This window comes from Methylobacterium currus, from assembly GCF_003058325.1.
Lineage (GTDB): Bacteria > Pseudomonadota > Alphaproteobacteria > Rhizobiales > Beijerinckiaceae > Methylobacterium > Methylobacterium currus.
The window spans coordinates 2,103,136-2,118,942 of record NZ_CP028843.1; the positions used below are offsets into that span (position 1 = coordinate 2,103,136).

Sequence of the window (15,807 nt, forward strand, 5' to 3'; positions counted from 1 at the left end):
CCCGCTTCCCCACCGGCCGTCGGCCGGTCAGTTCGGCAGGGTGAAGACGGTCAGCTGGCCGCCGAGGTTGGTGTAGCTCGACAGGGCGGCGTAGCCGCCGACCGCGCCGAGGCCGGCATTCGGGTCGGTGAGACCGGCCGCGAGGCCGATGCCCGCCCAGCCGCCGACGCCCGACAGGACGGCGACCTGCTGCTTGCCCTTGTGCTGGAAGGTCATCACGTTGCCGATGATGCCCGACGGGGTCTTGAACTTGTACAGTTCCTTGCCCGACTTGGCGTCGACGGCCTTCAGGTAGCCCTCCAGCGTGCCGTAGAACACCACGTCGCCGGCGGTGGCGAGAGCGCCCGACCACACCGAGAACTGCTCCGGCACCGACCACTTGATCTTGCCGGCCACGTTGTCCCAGGCGATGAAGTTGCCCATGCCGCCGTGGCTGTTGGGCGCCGGGTACATCGACAGGGTCGCACCGACATAGGGCTGGCCCGGGGTGTAGCTCACCCGGAACGGCTCATAGTCCATGCAGACGTGGTTGGTCGGCACGTAGAACAGGTTGGTCTTGGGCGAGTAGGCCGCCGGCTGCTGGTCCTTGGAGCCGAGCGCCGCCGGGCAGATGCCCTTCGAGTTGGTGTCCTCGCCGTTCTGGTCGGTCGAGTACTTGGCGACGACGAGCGGACGGCCGTAGGTCTTCGAGGACTTGTCCTGGTCGACCTTGGTGGCCCAGTTCACCGCCGGATCGTACTTCTCGGCGACGAGCAGCTCGCCGGTGGCGCGGTCGAGGGTGTAGCCGAAGCCGTTGCGGTCGAAGTGGGTCAGGAGCGGACGCTCCTTGTCGCCGACCTTCTGATCCGTGAGGATCATCTCGTTGATACCGTCATAGTCCCACTCGTCGTGGGGGGTCATCTGGTAGACCCACTTCGCCATGCCGGTATCGGCATCACGGGCGAAGATCGTCATCGACCACTTGTTGTCGCCCGGGCGCTGCTTCGGGTTCCAGGTCGAGGGGTTGCCGGTGCCGTAATAGACCAGGTTCAGCTTCGGATCGTAGGAGTACCAGCCCCAGGTCGAGGCGCCGCCGGTCTTCCACTGGTCGCCTTCCCAGGTCTTGATCGACGAATCCTTGCCGACCGGCTTGCCGAGCTCGGTGGTCTTCTCGGGATCGATCTTCATCTCGGCGTCAGGGCCGACATTGTAGGCGCGCCAGGCCTGCTTGCCGGTCTTGAGGTCGTAGGCGGTGATGTGGCCGCGGATGCCGTACTCGGCGCCCGAGATGCCGACGATCAGCTTGTCCTTCACCGGCATCACGGTGGCGGTGTTGGTCTCGCCGATCTTCGGATCGCCGTTCTGGACCGACCAGTTCACCTTGCCGGTCTTCGCATCGAGCGAGACGATGGTGGTGTCGGCCTGGTGCAGGAAGACCGCGCCGTCGGCATAGGCCAGGCCACGGTTCACCGTGTCGCAGCACATCACCGGGATGACGTTGGGATCCTGCTTCGGCTCGTACTTCCAGAGGATCTTGCCCTCCTGGTTGAGGTCGAGCGCGTAGACGATGTTCGGGAACGGCGTGTGGACGTACATCACGTCGCCGACGACCAGCGGCGAGCCCTCGTGGCCGCGCAGCACGCCGGTCGAGAACGTCCAGGCTACCTGCAGCTTGTTGACGTTGCCGGTGTTGATCTGGTCGAGCTTGGAATAGCGCGTGTTGGCGTAGTCGAGCGTCTGCAGGACCTGCTCGGCCGGGTTGGCCGTGCGCTTCAGCACGTCTTCGTTGGCCAGCGCCGGGACGGCACCGAGGATGCCCGCGCTCACCGCAAGGAGATGGACCGCTCTCATGGATTCCTCCGACAGGTGCATTCCGCTGCGCGCCCCAAGACGGGACGCATCAAGCCGTTCCTGTTGTTTGCGTTTTGGGGATGTCGTTGGCCTCGGCAGCGTGTCACAACCGGCCGCCAGCAGGGCTGGCGCGCGTGGGGCCCGGGCAGGCCTTGCCGTGTCTGCGAACCGAACACCGCCTTCCCCTGGCGGCACCGTTGAAACCGAAGCTTGAAGGAACTCTAAGAGAAATTGGGACGCCGTCAACATACCTGCCTGCGGCAGGGCGCCCCTGGCCCGCCCCCAAATCCATAACTAAGGTATACACCGCCTTGAATGCTGCTCTGCAGCATCGGTATTGTGCCCTGCAATATCAATCGGTTGTGATCGATCTTGTTGGTCGACGAACGAGATAGCCTTGCCGGGCGACCTAACCGTAAGTCGTCGACTATTCCCATTCCAATTCCTGGTAGGCGGTGGTGGCGTTGCGGGCGTTGAAGTCGTCGAACAGGGCCCACTCCCCCGCCTCGCCCTGCGCGGCCCGGCCCGCCTCGCCGATCGGCGTGCCGTCCCGCACCATCGCCCGCACCTGCGCCTCGAGGCCCGCGAGATAGCGGTCGATCGGTCCCGCTGCGGCCGGCCAGGGGACGGCGGCGGGGCCGTGGCCCGGCACCACCCGGGCGGCGGGCCGCGCCCGCAGGGCGCGCAGGGTCGCGATCCAGCCGGCGAGCCGCCCGTCGAGGGCCGGCACGTGGCCGACGAAGAGCAGGTCGCCGAGGAACCAGGTGTCGGTGGCCGCGTCCCGCACGGTCAGGTCGCTGTTGGTGTGGGCGGTCGGCCAGGCTTCGAGGTGCAGAACCCGGCCGCCGAGGTCGAGGTCGAGCCGCGTCGAGACCAGCAGGGTCGGCGGCACGATCCGGGTGCCGGCAAAGCCGGGGCCGACGAGGTCGGCATTGGCCCGCAGGTAGCCTTCCGCCCGCGCGGCCAGAGCCTCCGGCAGGGCGTGGTGGCCGACGAAGGTCGTGCCCGCCTCCGCGAAGGCGGCGTTGCCGAGCACGTGGTCAGGATGGACGTGGGTGTTGATCACGTAGCGCACCGGCAGGGCGGTGCGCTGCCGGAGCGCCGCGCGCAGGCGCTGCCCCGCCCTCAGGCTGCCGCCGGTATCGATCACCGCCACCGCCTCGCGCCCGATCACGAAGCCGACATTGGCGATGGCGCCGTCATTGTCCCGTCCGGCCAGCGCGTAGGGCGCAGCGTAGACGAAGATTCCGGGCGCGACCTCCTGCACGGGCAAGGGCGGGGCAGCCCGATCGTCCTCGGCCCGGGCCGGCGTCCCGAGGAGCGCGAGGACGAGGAGGAGAGCGGCGGCGGCTCTCACGTTCCGCCGGTCTCCGCATCCCCGGCCTGCGGCGGTGCCAGGGGCGTGAACAGGGTGCGGTCGGGCTTGATGTCGAGGAGCGGCGTGCCGTCGAGGCAATCGAGGCCCCGCACGTGCACGACGCCATCCTCGACCCCGATCAGATGGACGATGCTGGTGCCGATCGGGTTCGGCCGCACCGGCGAGCGCAGCGAGAACGTGCCTCGCGTGGTGCCGTCATTGGCCGGGCTCTGGCGCACCAGGTCGCGGCGCGAGCGGTCGAGCCAGTAGAGCACCTCCAGGCGCGCGTAGAGCGCGACGCCGTCGAGGGCCTCGCGCCAGGGAGGAAACACCTCGATCCGGCAGGCCGGCCCGTCGGGCCGGCCCTGGCGCGGGCAGAAGAGGCGGTCGGTCCAGGGGGGGCGGATGCGGCCGATGAAGACGAGGCCGGCATCGTCGGGCGCGGGCGGCGCCACCGCGACCTCGCCGGGCCGGATCTCGTTCAGGCGCACCATCGGGCGTCGTCTCCCCGGGGAGCGGGCTCTCCCTCGTGCAGGTCGGGCGCTGACGGAGATGTTCAGACTGCGCCGGCCCGACCTGCCGCCGGCCCGACCCGCGGGGGCAGTCGTCGGGCCTAGCGGCAAGACCCTAGAGCAGCGCCCGCGCGCCTGGCAATCTCCCGGCCGATCAAGCCGTTGGATCGGCGCGCCAGTGCCTCAATAGGTCGCGAAGATCTCCCGCAGGGCCGCCGGGTCGCGGGTCACCGTGAGGGCCAGCGCCAGCAGGATGCGGGCCTTCTGCGGGGTCAGGTTGTCGGCGCTGAGGATGCCGAGATCGGCGAGCCGCTTCGTCTCCGGCACCACGCCGCTGCCGGCCCGGGTCGATTGCACCACGGCGATGCCGGAGGCCACGGCGGCGCCGAGGGCCTCGGCCTCCGCCGGCGGGGTCATGCCGGGGGCGAGCCCGGCCGAGACGATGCCCTGCGCGCCCGCCGCCGCGAAGGCCCGCACCGCCGTGCCGTCGGCATCGGCGTAGGAATAGGAGATGTCGACCCGCGGCAGGGCGTCGAGACCGCGGATGTCGAACGGCGTGCCGGGGGCGTGGCGCCGCTCGCTCCGGCGGTAATAGCGCAGATGCGGCCCGTCGACCTGGCCGAGCACGCCGAAATCCGGCGTCCGGAAGGTCTGGAGCCGGGCCACCGAGGTCTTGGTCACCTCGCGGGCGGCCTGGATCTCGTCGTTGAGCACCACCAGCACGCCGCGTCCCCGCGAGGCCGGCGCCGCCGCCGTCCGCAGGGCGGCGACGAGGTTGAGGTCGGCATCGCTCGACAGGGCGCTGATCGGCCGCTGCGAGCCCACCAGCACCACCGGCACGTCGACGGTGAGCGTGAGGCCGAGCGCGTAGGCGGTCTCCTCCAGGGTGGCGGTGCCGTGCCCGATCACGATGCCGGCGAGGTCCGGATGCTCCGCCGCCAGGCGCTCGCAGAGCAGGACCAGGGCCTTCCAGTCGGAGAAGCCGATGCCCGGGCTCGTCACCGCCCGGTAGCGCACTGGCACCACCTCGGCGACGGTGGCGGCCTCCGGCACCCGCGCCAGGATCTCCTCCGCCTCCAGGCGCTCGCCGGTGGCGGTGTAGTCGAGGATGTCGAGACGGTCGCGGCCCACCGACGAGAGGGTGCCGCCGGTGCCGATGAAGGCGACCTTGGGGAGTGCGGTCATGCTGCTGGATTACCTCGTGCTCGCGCCCTTGCTCGCAGAAACCGGGCCAGCGTCGCCGCAGCCCGGCGCGTCGAACAGGGCGGCGAGGCCGCAGGCCGAACCGAGCATCCGGCCGCCATCGTGGCCGACGCCCGGCACCACGTGCAGGGGCTGGCGAAGGTCGGGATGCCGGGCCTTCAGGGCCGCCCAGTAGGCCTCGCCGCGGGCGAGGCGGAAGGGCCCCTGCGCCTCGGCCATGCAGGTCTTGTCCAGGGCGCGGTGATCCGGGTCGGTGTCCCGGGCGCCGAGCAGGTAAGTGACCGGCCGCGCGACGTAGGCCGCCTCCAGGGCCGCCGGCGCGGCGCTTGCCGCGTAGCGCGGCAGGTCGCGCATCCCGTATTTCCAGCGATCATAGCCGGGGCAACCGGCGGTCGGGCCGGGCCGCTCGGGCGTGAGATAGGCGTAGCTGCTCGGATTGGCGACGACATAGCTCACGGTCACGCCCCGCTTCGCCAGGGCGTCGCCGGCGCGGGACAGGACGGCGTAGCGCTGCGCCACCTGCCCGCCGCCGGAATGCCCGGCGACGACGACCCGCGACAGGTTCGGGAAGCGCGCCCGGTCGCCGAGCCGGGCCAGGATCGCGTCGAGCGCGTCGAAGGAGCTCAAGGGCTGGGGCCCGAGCGCGTCGTCCCCGCCCTGCCAGCCCTCGAGCGTCCAGTGCAGCACGTCGGCCGGCAGGGCGTGGCCGGCCCAATCAACCTCGGCGAGGAACTGCGGCACCACCAGGAGCGCCCCGGCCCCCGCCGCACCCGCCGCCTCGCGGGCGGCAAGCGCCGAAGCGTAGTAGACGTCGGCGTCGCGCAGGCGGCCGTGCAGCACGATCACCGCCCGGGTCACCTCCGGGTGGGACGCGTCCAGGTCGGCGGAGGCGAGGAGCCGAAGGTTCGCGCCGGGCGCCACCGTCAGGCTCCGGTCGGCCACGACGGCCACCGGCCGGCGATGCGGGCCGGCCTCGTCGGCGGCCTCGGCCCGGCCGGCGAGCAGGGCGAGGACGAGCGGAAGGGCGGAGCGGGGCAGGGATGCCATCGGACCTCGGCGAAGGCCGGTCCGTCCGGGGGCCGGTCCGGGATGACTGGTGCCGGCGGAGGGGATCGAACCCCCGACCTTCGGTTTACAAAACCAATGGATCACAAAACCGGCTCTTATCTATTCCTCAGTCGTAGCAATACCTTAGACTTCGGTCAAGCCTGGAAACCGATGCACCTGTGCCGTATTTCGTGCGGGGGCACCCTTGGCCCTCGCCTTCTCGTCGGCGGTCAAAAACGAGAGGTAAAGCTCGGTCACCTTGATGCTGGTGTGCCCCATCTCCTGCTGGAGATCGTAGAGCCCGCCCCGCCCGGACCGGAGGTAGTCGACCGCGAACCGATGGCGCAGGTCGTGGAAGCGGAAGCGCCGGAACGTCGGCTCCAGCTTCTTCCCGCGCCTAGCCGCTTTGGCGATCTCCTCCGCCTCGGCGGCGGCGACGCTGCGCGTATATAAAGAGAAGCGGGTGGCCGGGTTGATGAAGGGGCCCGGCTCGGGCTCTTCGCGCGCTCTCTCGCCAGACCGCCCCTTCGCGCCGTCGTGCCAGAACACGGCCCGGGTTTTCAGGTTGGCGGGGATCGACGCGAACAAGGCAACGGCCTCGTCCGTCAGGCTCACCTCCCGGTCCTTGTTGCCCTTGCCTCGAACCCTGATGGCCTTGCGGGTAAGGTCGACGCGCCGTCGCTCAAGAGTGACGAGTTCGTCTTGCCGGCAGCCGGTCAGAAGCGCGGCCCGGATCAGGAGCTTGAAATTGCCGGGGGCCCGGTCAATCACCCGCTCAATGTCGCTGTCCTCCGGCAGGACGATCGGGTCCCGGCGCTCCTTCATCCGGCGGCTGCGCATGGCCTCCAACGCGGGGTTGCCTCTCCGCCACTTCTCATCAACCGCGTAGCCAAGCACGCTTGAGAGCGCGGTCAGGTCGCGCCGGATCGTGGCCGTGGATACGCCCGCCGCCCGCCGGGCGCGGATGATCTCCGCAACCGTTTCGTCGGACACCTCATCGACGTGGAGCCCGGTCAGATAATCGTCTATGATGTCGAGAGAGTTGGTATACCGATCGAACGTCCGGGCGCCGACCTCCTTGACCATGACCTGCCCCCAAGCGGTCACGGCGTCGGCCCATAGCTTGCGGTTCTCCCCGAAGCTATGGGCCGCCACTATCTTGGCGTGTTCTGCTGCCGCGCGATTTCGCGCAACTGTCGTATCGCCTGTCTTGAGGCTGAAACGGTATTCCTTGCCTCCGACGGTGAAGCGGGCCCATAAGACCTCGCCCCGCCAGTAGCAGCCATCTGGGGCTTCCTTCTTTCGATCCGCTGGCATGGTTTCACCTCCTGATCAACGAGCCAGGACCGGAGCGCCTGGATGTCGAACGTCCAGACACGACCAACTTTGACGGCGCTCGGCAACTGCCCGGCCATGGCGAGCCGCTGAATGGTCCGCGCGGACACGCCAAGGATCTGACAGGCGCCAGGGATTTGCGTCCGCTCCACGCGATCTCTCCTCTCTCGGCTTGACCGTTGCCAGATGGCAACTGTGGGGTGGGGTTAGGCGCTGGCGCGGACAGCAGCTTCGATGGCCGCTCGCATCCGAGAGCGGTGCTCGTCAGCCATCGCTGGTGCGTTCGCGGCAATGCGGGGCCAGTCTGCCCAGAACGCTGCGCAGGCGGCTTCGATGGTGCTCGGCAGTGGATCATAGAGGACGACGCCTCCGATCGTATCGCCATAGCCCGGCGGGTTCTCGTACTTAGCGATGTGGTCAAAGTTGTCGTCGATGTCATCAGCCATACTCACGCCTCCTCTCCTGCTGTGGAGACCGGGGCGGTGGGGCGGGGACGATCGGACAGTCTGGGCCGCCGCGCCTCGGCCTCGTCCGCCATCCGCGGGCTGTAGAACTCGACAGCACTGTCCGGTGTGACGCCAAGCGGCCGGCGGATCGCGTCGTGGAGGGCGATGCGGAGGCGGGCGTTCTCAGCCTCAAGCTCGGCGACGCGGGCGGCGCTCAGCGCGGCGCGTGCCAGCTTGAGGAAGGCGCGGATCTGGGCCCGCCCGTTGTAGCTGTCATCAGGCCATGCATGGCTGTCCGCCTCGCATACCGCTTTGGCAACGCGAAGCTCTTGCTCGGTTGCGTTGACGGGAGGCTGTAGCGCCGCCGCCACAGCGCTTGCCAGTTTCGCAGCTACCAGCGGGGTGCGTTGGTTCTCACCCGACATCATCGCCTCCCACCGTGTGGACCGGGATACCGGCGGCGCTGTCGAGCGGAGCCCAAAGGTCCCTCAAGTAAGCAAGCCTCGGCTTCAGAAAGGTGATTACCGATGGCTCGTCAGCGCGGCAGACTGAGATTTCATGACATGCAAATATGCCCTTGCGCTGCATGATAAAAAACATCAGCAGCCGCCCATTTCGGTAATAGTCATCGCCATTATATTCGCCAGCTCCCCAATCGTCGCCTTCGTACCAGTCCCACCTAAATACTAAGTTATAATCTAAATCACTGTTACCAAATTCTTCAACAAAACTGGACCACATATCCCATTTCGTATGCGGATCTCGGCTGTAAAAGTTGCTCTCAGAGCAGTAATAAGAGTGATTAGCTTCCCAGAGACGCATGGATCAGTTCTCCGATATTTCGTTGACAGGGATACCGGCGGCGCGGGCGCTGGAGGGTTGCCCCTCCCCTGTCTGCTGGGTCGGGGCGGGGGAATGGGAAGCCTCCGCCGCGAATAGGGCTGCGCGGTTCGGCCGATCAGGGCCGGGCGGGATCCAGCCGTCACGCCGAGCCTTGCCGAACCGAACGGCCTGCCGGATCAATTCGTCACGGCAGGCGCTGGTGGAGATCAGCCCGCACACCTCCCGCATGTGCGGCCAAGCACGGCGGATGTCGGCCGCCGTGACGGTGTTCAGGAACACCATTCGCCGGCCGCCCTCGCGGCGGGTGAAGGCGATGCCTCGCCGGCTTGTGGGATCGTCGAGGCTGGCATCGGCCGTGCTCGGGTTGTGGAGCATCCACCCGATGATCGGCTCGCCATTGAGGAAGCCCATGTCTCGGTCGAGCCGGTAGCGGTAGAGACCGCAGGTGGAGATGATCGCGGTCATGACTGGACCTCGCTCATCCCCTCATGGGAGGGACGGGGAGAAGCGGAAAGTCCCTCAGCGATAAGAGCATCATGCGAGGGGCCGACAAGCGCGTCGGGGTCGCCGCCGAACCGGCGGATTGCCTGTCGCCACGTGTCATCCAGAGCGCGCCGGTGGACATTCCGGACGGGCCTGTTGGCGACCTCGGCATTCCAGCGAGAAACGGCCCATTCGAGGTGGGCGGCATCCCTGCCGGTCGCCTCGCCATTGCTGTTCGTATCATGGACCTGCTGCGGGTCGCGCCCTACTGTACCCCCCTGAGGAGAGGGGGTGGACTGGAGGTGATCGAAGTACGCCTCCATGGCCGTCATGAGTTGCGGCGCAGTGCAGGCGACATCCGGGTTGATCACGCCAAGGCGCACACTGGCGCCGTGCAGGAATTCAAACAGGCAGTTCCGCTGATGCTCGGCTACGTCCCGCGCCTTGATCAGCCCCTCTATCTCAGAGGAGGGGTCAGCTTGGGGCACGTCTTGGGGCGCCCCGACTTCGTCGGCGGGCTGTCGGACTTCGTCCCGAGCCGCTGACGCGTCTCGGCCTTCGGCTTCCATCCCTGGCGCGTTGCACGTGCACGACCCGGAGGGCGATGCCGGCCCAGCATGAACAGCGCAATCCGAGGCGTGAGCAACGTCAGATGTGCACGCTCCACATTGGCATTGATCATCACGAGGCGCGTCATGATTTCTGGCACGGTCAGCAATGTTCTTGATTGCCGCCAGCGCCTCCTCTGCGGTCATGTCGCCCCGGTTCGTGACGTACTGGCTGCTGATCGTCTCTAAGGCCGCCTGCATGGTCGCGATGCGAAGCGCCTGATTGGCGATGGTGACCACGTCCTCGGGGTCCCTGCCTTCAAGGCGAAGCCGCGCGTCCAGCTCGTCCCCCGGCATGGCGAGGATGCGTTCGATTTCGGCCTCTTCCGAGTGTGCTGCCACGATCTGCGGCCACGCATTCAGGACGCCGGCCAGAAAATCGAACACGGCATCGTCGCAGCCCGCCCGCTGGCCCGGGATGCTTCGACAGAGCCGGAACGGCCAGTGATGTTTGTTTGTCGGGTCGGTATCGATCTGCCGGATTTCGTGCCCGTCCGTGTCCCGGCGCGCGTCCCACGGGCCGGACGGGATCCGCTCGAACAGGGCGTTGAGGCTGTCGAAGTCCACCTCCCCGCGCGAGGGATCGCAGTCCCGCAGGGATGAAGACGCGCCAGCGGCTTCACCTTCGGCAAGAGCCCGGTCTTCGGCAGAAGACGCGCCATGATTGTTCTTGATCTCGCCCATGGCTCAGGCCTCCCGGGTCGGCAGGGTGGAGAGGATGGCGCGAACGTTGGTCTTTGCTGCGTCCTTGACCCAGCCTTCATCAATCGAACTGCCGCAAGTCAGCAGGTTTAGGGCTGACACAGATAGCCTGAAGCCGTTCATGAATGCTTCGGAAAGAGCATTCTCAACACGGATTGAAGGCGCCGCCGGGGCTGCTACAGCCCCCTCCTTCAGCATGTTGCGGCGGGCCTGGGGGGCGCACTGGACATCCTCGTGGTAGTCCGCTCTACCGTCCGCGACCTTTTGCGCAAAATTGGGACATTGGATCGCGTTGAGCTTGCGCACATCCTCCCGCGCCGCCTTCAGAAGCTCCTCTTCCGTCCACTCCCGCGGCACCACCACATGCCCGCGCTCAAGGGCGAGGCGGAGGGTTCGGACGCAGTTGATGATAGGCCCGGCTTCGTCCTCGCCGCCGGCGCGAGTCGACGCCGCCAGCGACAGAGACCCGCGATCTTCGTAGTGTAGAGCGACAGCCTCCCGCGCTACCTCGACCATCCAGGCGGGAGGGGCTGGGGGCTTCTGCTGTTCATCGATCATTTTACGAGCGCCATCCCAAGCCAATGCCTCAGTGGTGGCGCCTCCTTGCATTCGGCTGAACTTGTTCCCGTCCTGCCAAGCGACCCACGCCCAGCTTTCGCCTTGCGGAAACACAGCCGCATTCCAGCACGCGGGCAGCGTTGCGCCCTGATTGTTCTCGCTCATGATTGGGCCTCATGGTGTCGGGCAGGGGAAGAAAGCAGCTCATGCACGGCGACCAGCGCGTCGTAATCGCCCTCAGCCACCTCGTAGGTGTTCCAGGCGTACCCGCAGTCCGTGCAGCGACGGCGGCGCTTGACCGTCTCGTCGGTCGATCGGCTATCGATGACCCGTGTCTCAGGCCATTTGCAATGACGGCAGATGACCATCACGCAGCCCTCACCGGCTGCAGCTCTCCCCCGACAGTCAGCCGTCCCTCAGGAGTGTAGGTGTAGGGCTTGCCGAGGATGCTCGGCAGCGTGACGGCCTTGACGTATCGGCTGTGCGGCTGTCCTGCGCCCGGGACCTCTTCGATCAGCGTGGCAATCGTCTTCGGGTCGCCGATAACGGTGATGCGGGCCTTCGCCTCCCGCCCGCGCTTCGCTACCTGGATCGCTACGCCAGTTCCCTCAAGCGCTTGGCGGATTTCCGTGACCGTGCCGTGCAGGCTGCGCTCTGGTCGGCCGAGCAGAGCGGCAAGGCTCGGGTAGTTGTGCGGCTCCTTGGCCTGCACGAGGATCCTGAGCACGTTCTGCAGTGCAGGCGTGAGGGCGGCCATCAGGCGTTCTCCGATCGGAAGAGGCCCCTACGGGGCGGGAGGGCTTTTTCGAGGGGCTTGGTGGCCCTGCGTGCTGGATTGGCGCCTGGGAGGCTCTGGCCGCCCTGGATGGGCTTGCTGGCGCTCCTGATGCCCAGGTGGGCCATCTTCTGTCTCTTGGCCTTGGCAGCCTTCGCTAGGTCGCCTTCAGGTCCGTAGGTCTTGGCGTCGGCGCAAGCCTTGTGGACAGGAGCCCTATTGGCTTCCTCGTTGCCGCCGCCCAAACTCAAGGCCCGGAGGTGTTCGTCTACCCAAGGCTCTCCGGCCTCGATCTTCCGAGAACAAAGCTGGCATACGCCGGAGAACCGCTCGAACAGCTTGAGGCGCTGTGTCGGGGTGAGCGGCTTGCGGGCGGTGGTGCCGACATCGGTCATGCCAGCCCTCCCGCCTGCTGCTCCGGCAGGCTGTCGATGTTGGCGAGGATGACGCGGAAGCTGATGGCGGCGACCCAAGGGTTCACCTTCCACGAGCCGCGCCCATGCAGGCTTTCCCAGAGATCGGCGTAGACGCACTGCGGCATGTCCCAGCCGTCCTGGGCGTACCCGCGCTCACCGTCCCGGCCCTGCGGCCACTCGTTTGCCGCCATCGGCTGCTTTAGTGGAACGACCTCGCCGTTGCGCCCAAGCGTTACGTCGAGCTTTTCTAATCCCTCAGCGAAACAGTCGTCATCGCTGATGTCCTGAAGCCGCTGAACGCGGACCTCGGTCACCGTGAGGGTGAGGCGGGAGGCCCAGCGGGGCATGTGGATCGAGGGGCGATCGCGGATGCCCAGCCGCTCGTCCGTCGCGGCGTAGCGGATCCCGCACCAGCCGGGCTTGCCGGTCGGGTTGATCCGGCTCGGCGGTACGCCGTCGTAGATGTTGCCGACGGCCCAGGTCTCGCGGACCCAGAGCCGATCGCCGGCTTCGATGACCGGGTCGACGCGATAGACCGCGTCCGCCGCCATACCCCGCGCCTCGTCGGCCGGATGGACGAACGGCACGGCCAGATGCGGGCGGGGCACGCCAGTCGGCGACGTCGTGCGCACCTCGGCGCGGTCGAACTTCAGGCCGACCCACGCCGGGCTCTTGGCGGTGACGCGGTTGCCGAGCACGGTGCACGTGCCGGGCGTGATCAGCCGCCGCGTCTGCGTCTTGGTGCCGGCGAGCAGGGCGCGGACCATGGGACCGCTGAAGATGATGGGGCGGTCAGCCATCAGCGTCCGCCCCCGCTCGTCGCTTCGGTCGGCCGCTCGCCGCGCTCGGCCAGCAGTTCCAGATCCGGGATCAGCTCCGCCTTGATCTCCGCCCGGGCGTAGGACCAGCCCGGCAGGAGGTCATGCTGGTACTGGCCGTTGACCCGGCAGAAGCCCGGGACGCCGGACCACCGCTCGATCCACACGCCGCGCCGCGGGCGGCTCATGTCGATGTGCACCACGGTGCGCTCATCGAGGTCGGCGGCCGGCGCATCGACCTGCACCGCGTCGCCGACCTCCTGGAGCAGCGCCCGGACCTCGTTCAGGCGGTGGTGGCTGTCGAGCCGCCGGCGCGGCCGCGCGGGGTGCCGGAGGTGCGGCCGAGGCAGAGCCTAGCCCGGGCGCTGACGAGCGGGTTGCGGGCGGGGTTGGGGCCGGTGGCGACCATGAGGAGGGCGTGATGTTCGGATGGCTCAAGCGCCGCCGCGAGGAGCGGGCGCGCCGGAAGGCGATGGAGGACCGCCGCCGCGAGTACCAGCGGCGGGCATACGGGCCGCAGAGCGCATCGCTCCCCGGCGATTCCCTCGACACCCTCAGCCCGCTGCACTCGCTGTCGCCGCTCTACGGCGGTCACGCGGCGCCCGACACGTCGGTGAGCCACGGCCATGACGGCGGGTCCTGCTCGTCGGATAGCGGCTCGTCCTCGTCCAGCGATGGTGGGTCGTCGGGAGGTGGCTGTGATTGAGCGGCCGGCGAGCGCCCACGGCACGGGCGGGATGAGCCTCGCCCAGGCGAGGGAGTCGGGGCAGGTCGATGCGGAGGGCTCGCGCCGTGGCTGACCGCGCCCCGAAACCTCTCCCACCCCCGACCATGCAGGAGCGCGCCGCCGCGGCGAACGCCGCCCGGGCCCTGCGCGCCGTCATCGCCGACCACACCCGACTCGGAGAACCGGGGCGGTGCGCTGACGGGCGGGCCAGACCGCTCGTCAGCGAGGAATCGCCCGACATCCGCGACTAGGCGCTCGGCGGCGCTCAAGGCCTGGACGGTTGTGTCGATGTTCGCCGCCGCCCGCGATGTCTCCGGGCAGTCGCTCGGGATCGCCATCCGCTCGGCATGACGCCGGCACCGATCCTGGTGCAGCGCCGCGGTGGTGAGGTCGCGCCCGAGGGCGCCGAGGTCGTGGTCGCGCAGGGCGTGGGCGAGGGTCATCGTGCGACCCTCCCGGCAGCTGCGTCGACCATCAGCCGGTGCATGTAGGCCCGGCCCTCCGGCGGCATGGCGCGCACGGCCTGCACCATCTCAACCTCGTCGTCGGACATGTCGGTGAGCGGCAGTCGGGCGGTGAGATCGCGGACTGGCACGGCGACCGCCTTGGCGATCTGCTCAAGGCGAGGCCTCGACACGGCTTGCTCGCCGAGCTCGTATTGCGAGATGGTGATCGCGGCGACGCCGAGGACGTCTGCCAGCTCGCGGATCGTGATGCCACGCTTCTTGCGGGCCAGCCTGATCCTGGCTCCGATCATGCGGTTGCGCACGGTGCTGCTCATGGCGGCTCCTCAGATTGCGGCGATGCTGTCACGCGGTGTCGGGGCAGAGGGCCGGCGCTCGACCGCATCGCGGCGCCGGGCCCATTCACGGATCTGCGGGTAGTCGACGCCGGCCAGCGCTTCGGCGGCTGCGGCGCACCGGGTCATGTCGAACATGCCGACGTGGCAATCCTGCTCGGAGATGCCGAGGCGATCGGCCAGGAACTCGTAGACCCGCTGCCGGGCACGCTTCCGGATCTGGTGCACCACCCTCGGCGGCTTGTCCTCGTAGGCCCCGCACAGCTCCGCCTCCATCCAGAGCGGGTCGATGACATGCGCGTGGAGATGCTGACGCTCGAACCGAAGCGCGGGGCCGGCCGGCGTGCCGAGGCTGCGCGTCGAGCCGCGGTGTGTGCCGCAGTAGCCCTTGCAGGCGTCGCAGATGTAGAAATGACGGCCGTGTAGATGGGGCTGGCGCGGATAGATCTCGGCGCCGGTGGTGAGGCGGGCTGACCGGCCGCAGCAGAGAGGATCGTCTGTGCTCATGCGATCCTCGCCGGCTGAACGATTCCATCGACGACGAGGCGGCCTTCCCGGGTATAGCCGTAGGAAAGTCCGCCTATGCTGGGCAGGCTGACGATGTCCACGAGTTGGGAAGCGGCCTGAACGACGGCGGGAGGCTCGCCGAGCATCCGTCTGATCTGATCGGGCTCGCCTGCCACCGAAATGCGCAGGGCCGGCTCGCCCGGATTGCGCCGGCGGTTGATCGTGATGGCCGTCCCGACCAGCGCGAGCTGTAGCGACCGGATGGCCTTCTCGACCGACTTGGGGGACCGGTCGATCTCCGTGCCGACGGACACGTAGGTGTGAACTCCGTTGGCCCGTGCCAGGACCTGGAGAACGCGGCGCTGTGCCGGCGTCAGTGCAGGGCCTGCGGCGTCGGCGGTAGGAGATTGGATCATCAGCGCGGCTCCGGCGTGTAGAGGGCTCGGCGGGGTGGGAGAGCTTTGGTCAGGGGCGCCGTGGCGCGATGGGCCGGCGCCGCGCCTGGAAGCGGTCTCCCGCCATCCAGGGGCCTGCCGCTCGCCATCGGGCGTGATCGAGGATCGACGACGCCGTTGTGAGCGTCCGACTGCCGTTTGGCCTTCGCGAGCCGCGCCTTGTCCTTGTCAGTCTTCAGCTTGTGGCAGTCGGTGCAGAGCACCTGGGCGTTGGCGAGGATCGCCGGGCCGCCGAGGGCATCCATGAGGATGTGGTCGACCTGAAAGCGGCCCGGCTGTAGCTCACAGGGGCAGCGTTCGCCGGAGGGCAACAGGCCTTCGCACTGGCCGGCGGCGCGCTCGATCGCCTGGCGCTGCACCTTCTTTGTGAAGTTCGTGCGGGCCAT

At 68.3% G+C, this 15,807-nt stretch carries 24 protein-coding genes and 1 pseudogene; 2 read left to right on the top strand and 23 right to left on the bottom strand.

The features are described 5' to 3' along the window. Positions 1-27: 27 nt before the first annotated feature. The 19 genes and pseudogenes from xoxF5 to DA075_RS38105 form a co-directional block, all read right to left on the bottom strand. Positions 28-1,830, bottom strand: a complete 1,803-nt coding sequence (gene xoxF5 / locus DA075_RS09885) for a lanthanide-dependent methanol dehydrogenase XoxF5 (protein WP_099956515.1) — start codon at positions 1,828-1,830, stop codon at positions 28-30. A gap of 427 nt (positions 1,831-2,257) precedes the next feature. Continuing rightward, the gene (locus DA075_RS09890; RefSeq protein ID WP_099953060.1) at positions 2,258-3,187 is read right to left on the bottom strand and encodes a quinoprotein relay system zinc metallohydrolase 2; all 930 of its coding nucleotides are present in this window, start codon (positions 3,185-3,187) and stop codon (positions 2,258-2,260) included. Next, positions 3,184-3,681: a tRNA (N6-threonylcarbamoyladenosine(37)-N6)-methyltransferase TrmO gene (gene tsaA / locus DA075_RS09895; protein WP_099953061.1), complete on the bottom strand. Its 498-nt coding sequence runs from the start codon at positions 3,679-3,681 to the stop codon at positions 3,184-3,186. Before tsaA ends, DA075_RS09890 begins: the two co-directional genes overlap by 4 nt. 201 nt (positions 3,682-3,882) lie before the next feature. Beyond that, positions 3,883-4,884, bottom strand: coding sequence for an asparaginase (locus DA075_RS09900; protein ID WP_099953062.1), 1,002 nt, complete (start codon positions 4,882-4,884; stop codon positions 3,883-3,885). A gap of 9 nt (positions 4,885-4,893) precedes the next feature. Then, a complete protein-coding gene (locus tag DA075_RS09905) occupies positions 4,894-5,949 on the bottom strand; it encodes a hypothetical protein (RefSeq protein WP_099953063.1) in 1,056 nt (351 codons plus the stop codon). A 144-nt stretch (positions 5,950-6,093) separates the two neighbouring features. Further along, positions 6,094-7,266 (bottom strand): tyrosine-type recombinase/integrase, encoded by a 1,173-nt coding sequence (locus DA075_RS09915; RefSeq protein ID WP_099953064.1) that lies wholly within the window; start codon positions 7,264-7,266, stop codon positions 6,094-6,096. Between the two features lie 32 nt (positions 7,267-7,298). After that, positions 7,299-7,436 (bottom strand): annotated as a pseudogene (locus tag DA075_RS38505) (helix-turn-helix domain-containing protein); the annotation flags it as partial. Between the two features lie 54 nt (positions 7,437-7,490). After that, positions 7,491-7,730, bottom strand: coding sequence for a hypothetical protein (locus tag DA075_RS09925; protein ID WP_099953066.1), 240 nt, complete (start codon positions 7,728-7,730; stop codon positions 7,491-7,493). Between the two features lie 2 nt (positions 7,731-7,732). Then, positions 7,733-8,155 carry a hypothetical protein gene (locus DA075_RS09930; RefSeq protein ID WP_099953067.1) on the bottom strand — a complete coding sequence of 141 codons (423 nt, stop codon included), beginning with the start codon at positions 8,153-8,155 and terminating at the stop codon, positions 7,733-7,735. Then, positions 8,145-8,552, bottom strand: a complete 408-nt coding sequence (locus tag DA075_RS09935; RefSeq protein WP_099953068.1) for a hypothetical protein — start codon at positions 8,550-8,552, stop codon at positions 8,145-8,147. The genes DA075_RS09930 and DA075_RS09935 overlap by 11 nt, the downstream gene beginning before the upstream one ends. A 3-nt stretch (positions 8,553-8,555) precedes the next feature. Next, a complete protein-coding gene (locus DA075_RS09940) occupies positions 8,556-9,038 on the bottom strand; it encodes a DUF1643 domain-containing protein (protein ID WP_099953069.1) in 483 nt (160 codons plus the stop codon). Further along, positions 9,035-10,348 carry a hypothetical protein gene (locus DA075_RS09945; protein ID WP_123834220.1) on the bottom strand — a complete coding sequence of 438 codons (1,314 nt, stop codon included), beginning with the start codon at positions 10,346-10,348 and terminating at the stop codon, positions 9,035-9,037. Before DA075_RS09945 ends, DA075_RS09940 begins: the two co-directional genes overlap by 4 nt. A gap of 3 nt (positions 10,349-10,351) precedes the next feature. Beyond that, positions 10,352-11,089 (bottom strand): hypothetical protein, encoded by a 738-nt coding sequence (locus tag DA075_RS09950; protein ID WP_123834222.1) that lies wholly within the window; start codon positions 11,087-11,089, stop codon positions 10,352-10,354. Further along, positions 11,086-11,292: an NrdR family transcriptional regulator gene (locus DA075_RS38510; protein ID WP_420813153.1), complete on the bottom strand. Its 207-nt coding sequence runs from the start codon at positions 11,290-11,292 to the stop codon at positions 11,086-11,088. Before DA075_RS38510 ends, DA075_RS09950 begins: the two co-directional genes overlap by 4 nt. Then, positions 11,292-11,681, bottom strand: a complete 390-nt coding sequence (locus tag DA075_RS09955; protein ID WP_099953072.1) for a hypothetical protein — start codon at positions 11,679-11,681, stop codon at positions 11,292-11,294. Before DA075_RS09955 ends, DA075_RS38510 begins: the two co-directional genes overlap by 1 nt. Beyond that, positions 11,681-12,094 (bottom strand): HNH endonuclease, encoded by a 414-nt coding sequence (locus DA075_RS09960; RefSeq protein ID WP_099953073.1) that lies wholly within the window; start codon positions 12,092-12,094, stop codon positions 11,681-11,683. The genes DA075_RS09955 and DA075_RS09960 overlap by 1 nt, the downstream gene beginning before the upstream one ends. Then, positions 12,091-12,915: a hypothetical protein gene (locus DA075_RS37025; protein ID WP_174800043.1), complete on the bottom strand. Its 825-nt coding sequence runs from the start codon at positions 12,913-12,915 to the stop codon at positions 12,091-12,093. The genes DA075_RS09960 and DA075_RS37025 overlap by 4 nt, the downstream gene beginning before the upstream one ends. Further along, positions 12,915-13,178: a hypothetical protein gene (locus tag DA075_RS09970; RefSeq protein ID WP_123834224.1), complete on the bottom strand. Its 264-nt coding sequence runs from the start codon at positions 13,176-13,178 to the stop codon at positions 12,915-12,917. Before DA075_RS09970 ends, DA075_RS37025 begins: the two co-directional genes overlap by 1 nt. Positions 13,179-13,216: 38 nt before the next feature. Continuing rightward, complete coding sequence (locus DA075_RS38105; RefSeq protein WP_276330927.1) at positions 13,217-13,342, bottom strand: hypothetical protein; 126 nt, start codon at positions 13,340-13,342, stop codon at positions 13,217-13,219. A gap of 12 nt (positions 13,343-13,354) precedes the next feature. Between DA075_RS38105 and DA075_RS09980 the strand changes: the two genes are divergently transcribed. Continuing rightward, positions 13,355-13,639, top strand: coding sequence for a hypothetical protein (locus DA075_RS09980; protein WP_099953076.1), 285 nt, complete (start codon positions 13,355-13,357; stop codon positions 13,637-13,639). Positions 13,640-13,725: 86 nt separating this feature from the next. Next, positions 13,726-13,911, top strand: a complete 186-nt coding sequence (locus DA075_RS35860; protein ID WP_123834226.1) for a hypothetical protein — start codon at positions 13,726-13,728, stop codon at positions 13,909-13,911. Positions 13,912-14,099: 188 nt separating this feature from the next. Here DA075_RS35860 and DA075_RS09985 read toward each other — a convergent pair whose 3' ends face one another. Genes DA075_RS09985 through DA075_RS10000 form a run of 4 tightly spaced genes read right to left on the bottom strand, consistent with a single transcriptional unit; the run spans position 14,100 to position 15,807 of the window. After that, the gene (locus DA075_RS09985) at positions 14,100-14,441 is read right to left on the bottom strand and encodes a helix-turn-helix domain-containing protein (protein WP_099953077.1); all 342 of its coding nucleotides are present in this window, start codon (positions 14,439-14,441) and stop codon (positions 14,100-14,102) included. A 9-nt stretch (positions 14,442-14,450) separates the two neighbouring features. Beyond that, a complete protein-coding gene (locus tag DA075_RS09990) occupies positions 14,451-14,966 on the bottom strand; it encodes a zinc-finger-containing protein (protein ID WP_099953078.1) in 516 nt (171 codons plus the stop codon). Further along, a complete protein-coding gene (locus DA075_RS09995) occupies positions 14,963-15,382 on the bottom strand; it encodes a hypothetical protein (protein WP_123834228.1) in 420 nt (139 codons plus the stop codon). The genes DA075_RS09990 and DA075_RS09995 overlap by 4 nt, the downstream gene beginning before the upstream one ends. After that, positions 15,382-15,807 carry an HNH endonuclease signature motif containing protein gene (locus DA075_RS10000; RefSeq protein WP_099953080.1) on the bottom strand — a complete coding sequence of 142 codons (426 nt, stop codon included), beginning with the start codon at positions 15,805-15,807 and terminating at the stop codon, positions 15,382-15,384. Before DA075_RS10000 ends, DA075_RS09995 begins: the two co-directional genes overlap by 1 nt.

What these genes read in the sequence shown, in the direction of transcription:
- DA075_RS09915 (WP_099953064.1), bottom strand. Translation starts at nt 7,266, where the DNA reads ATGCCAGCGGATCGAAAGAAGGAAGCCCCAGATGGCTGCTACTGGCGG.
- DA075_RS09925 (WP_099953066.1), bottom strand. Translation starts at nt 7,730, where the DNA reads ATGGCTGATGACATCGACGACAACTTTGACCACATCGCTAAGTACGAG.
- tsaA (WP_099953061.1), bottom strand. Translation starts at nt 3,681, where the DNA reads ATGGTGCGCCTGAACGAGATCCGGCCCGGCGAGGTCGCGGTGGCGCCG.
- DA075_RS38510 (WP_420813153.1), bottom strand. Translation starts at nt 11,292, where the DNA reads ATGGTCATCTGCCGTCATTGCAAATGGCCTGAGACACGGGTCATCGAT.
- DA075_RS09985 (WP_099953077.1), bottom strand. Translation starts at nt 14,441, where the DNA reads ATGAGCAGCACCGTGCGCAACCGCATGATCGGAGCCAGGATCAGGCTG.
- DA075_RS09995 (WP_123834228.1), bottom strand. Translation starts at nt 15,382, where the DNA reads ATGATCCAATCTCCTACCGCCGACGCCGCAGGCCCTGCACTGACGCCG.
- DA075_RS09900 (WP_099953062.1), bottom strand. Translation starts at nt 4,884, where the DNA reads ATGACCGCACTCCCCAAGGTCGCCTTCATCGGCACCGGCGGCACCCTC.
- DA075_RS09930 (WP_099953067.1), bottom strand. Translation starts at nt 8,155, where the DNA reads ATGTCGGGTGAGAACCAACGCACCCCGCTGGTAGCTGCGAAACTGGCA.
- DA075_RS09980 (WP_099953076.1), top strand. Translation starts at nt 13,355, where the DNA reads ATGTTCGGATGGCTCAAGCGCCGCCGCGAGGAGCGGGCGCGCCGGAAG.
- DA075_RS10000 (WP_099953080.1), bottom strand. Translation starts at nt 15,807, where the DNA reads ATGGCCCGCACGAACTTCACAAAGAAGGTGCAGCGCCAGGCGATCGAG.
- DA075_RS37025 (WP_174800043.1), bottom strand. Translation starts at nt 12,915, where the DNA reads ATGGCTGACCGCCCCATCATCTTCAGCGGTCCCATGGTCCGCGCCCTG.
- DA075_RS09950 (WP_123834222.1), bottom strand. Translation starts at nt 11,089, where the DNA reads ATGAGCGAGAACAATCAGGGCGCAACGCTGCCCGCGTGCTGGAATGCG.
- DA075_RS09955 (WP_099953072.1), bottom strand. Translation starts at nt 11,681, where the DNA reads ATGGCCGCCCTCACGCCTGCACTGCAGAACGTGCTCAGGATCCTCGTG.
- DA075_RS09990 (WP_099953078.1), bottom strand. Translation starts at nt 14,966, where the DNA reads ATGAGCACAGACGATCCTCTCTGCTGCGGCCGGTCAGCCCGCCTCACC.
- xoxF5 (WP_099956515.1), bottom strand. Translation starts at nt 1,830, where the DNA reads ATGAGAGCGGTCCATCTCCTTGCGGTGAGCGCGGGCATCCTCGGTGCC.
- DA075_RS09935 (WP_099953068.1), bottom strand. Translation starts at nt 8,552, where the DNA reads ATGCGTCTCTGGGAAGCTAATCACTCTTATTACTGCTCTGAGAGCAAC.
- DA075_RS09940 (WP_099953069.1), bottom strand. Translation starts at nt 9,038, where the DNA reads ATGACCGCGATCATCTCCACCTGCGGTCTCTACCGCTACCGGCTCGAC.
- DA075_RS09905 (WP_099953063.1), bottom strand. Translation starts at nt 5,949, where the DNA reads ATGGCATCCCTGCCCCGCTCCGCCCTTCCGCTCGTCCTCGCCCTGCTC.
- DA075_RS38105 (WP_276330927.1), bottom strand. Translation starts at nt 13,342, where the DNA reads ATGGTCGCCACCGGCCCCAACCCCGCCCGCAACCCGCTCGTCAGCGCC.
- DA075_RS09960 (WP_099953073.1), bottom strand. Translation starts at nt 12,094, where the DNA reads ATGACCGATGTCGGCACCACCGCCCGCAAGCCGCTCACCCCGACACAG.
- DA075_RS09945 (WP_123834220.1), bottom strand. Translation starts at nt 10,348, where the DNA reads ATGGGCGAGATCAAGAACAATCATGGCGCGTCTTCTGCCGAAGACCGG.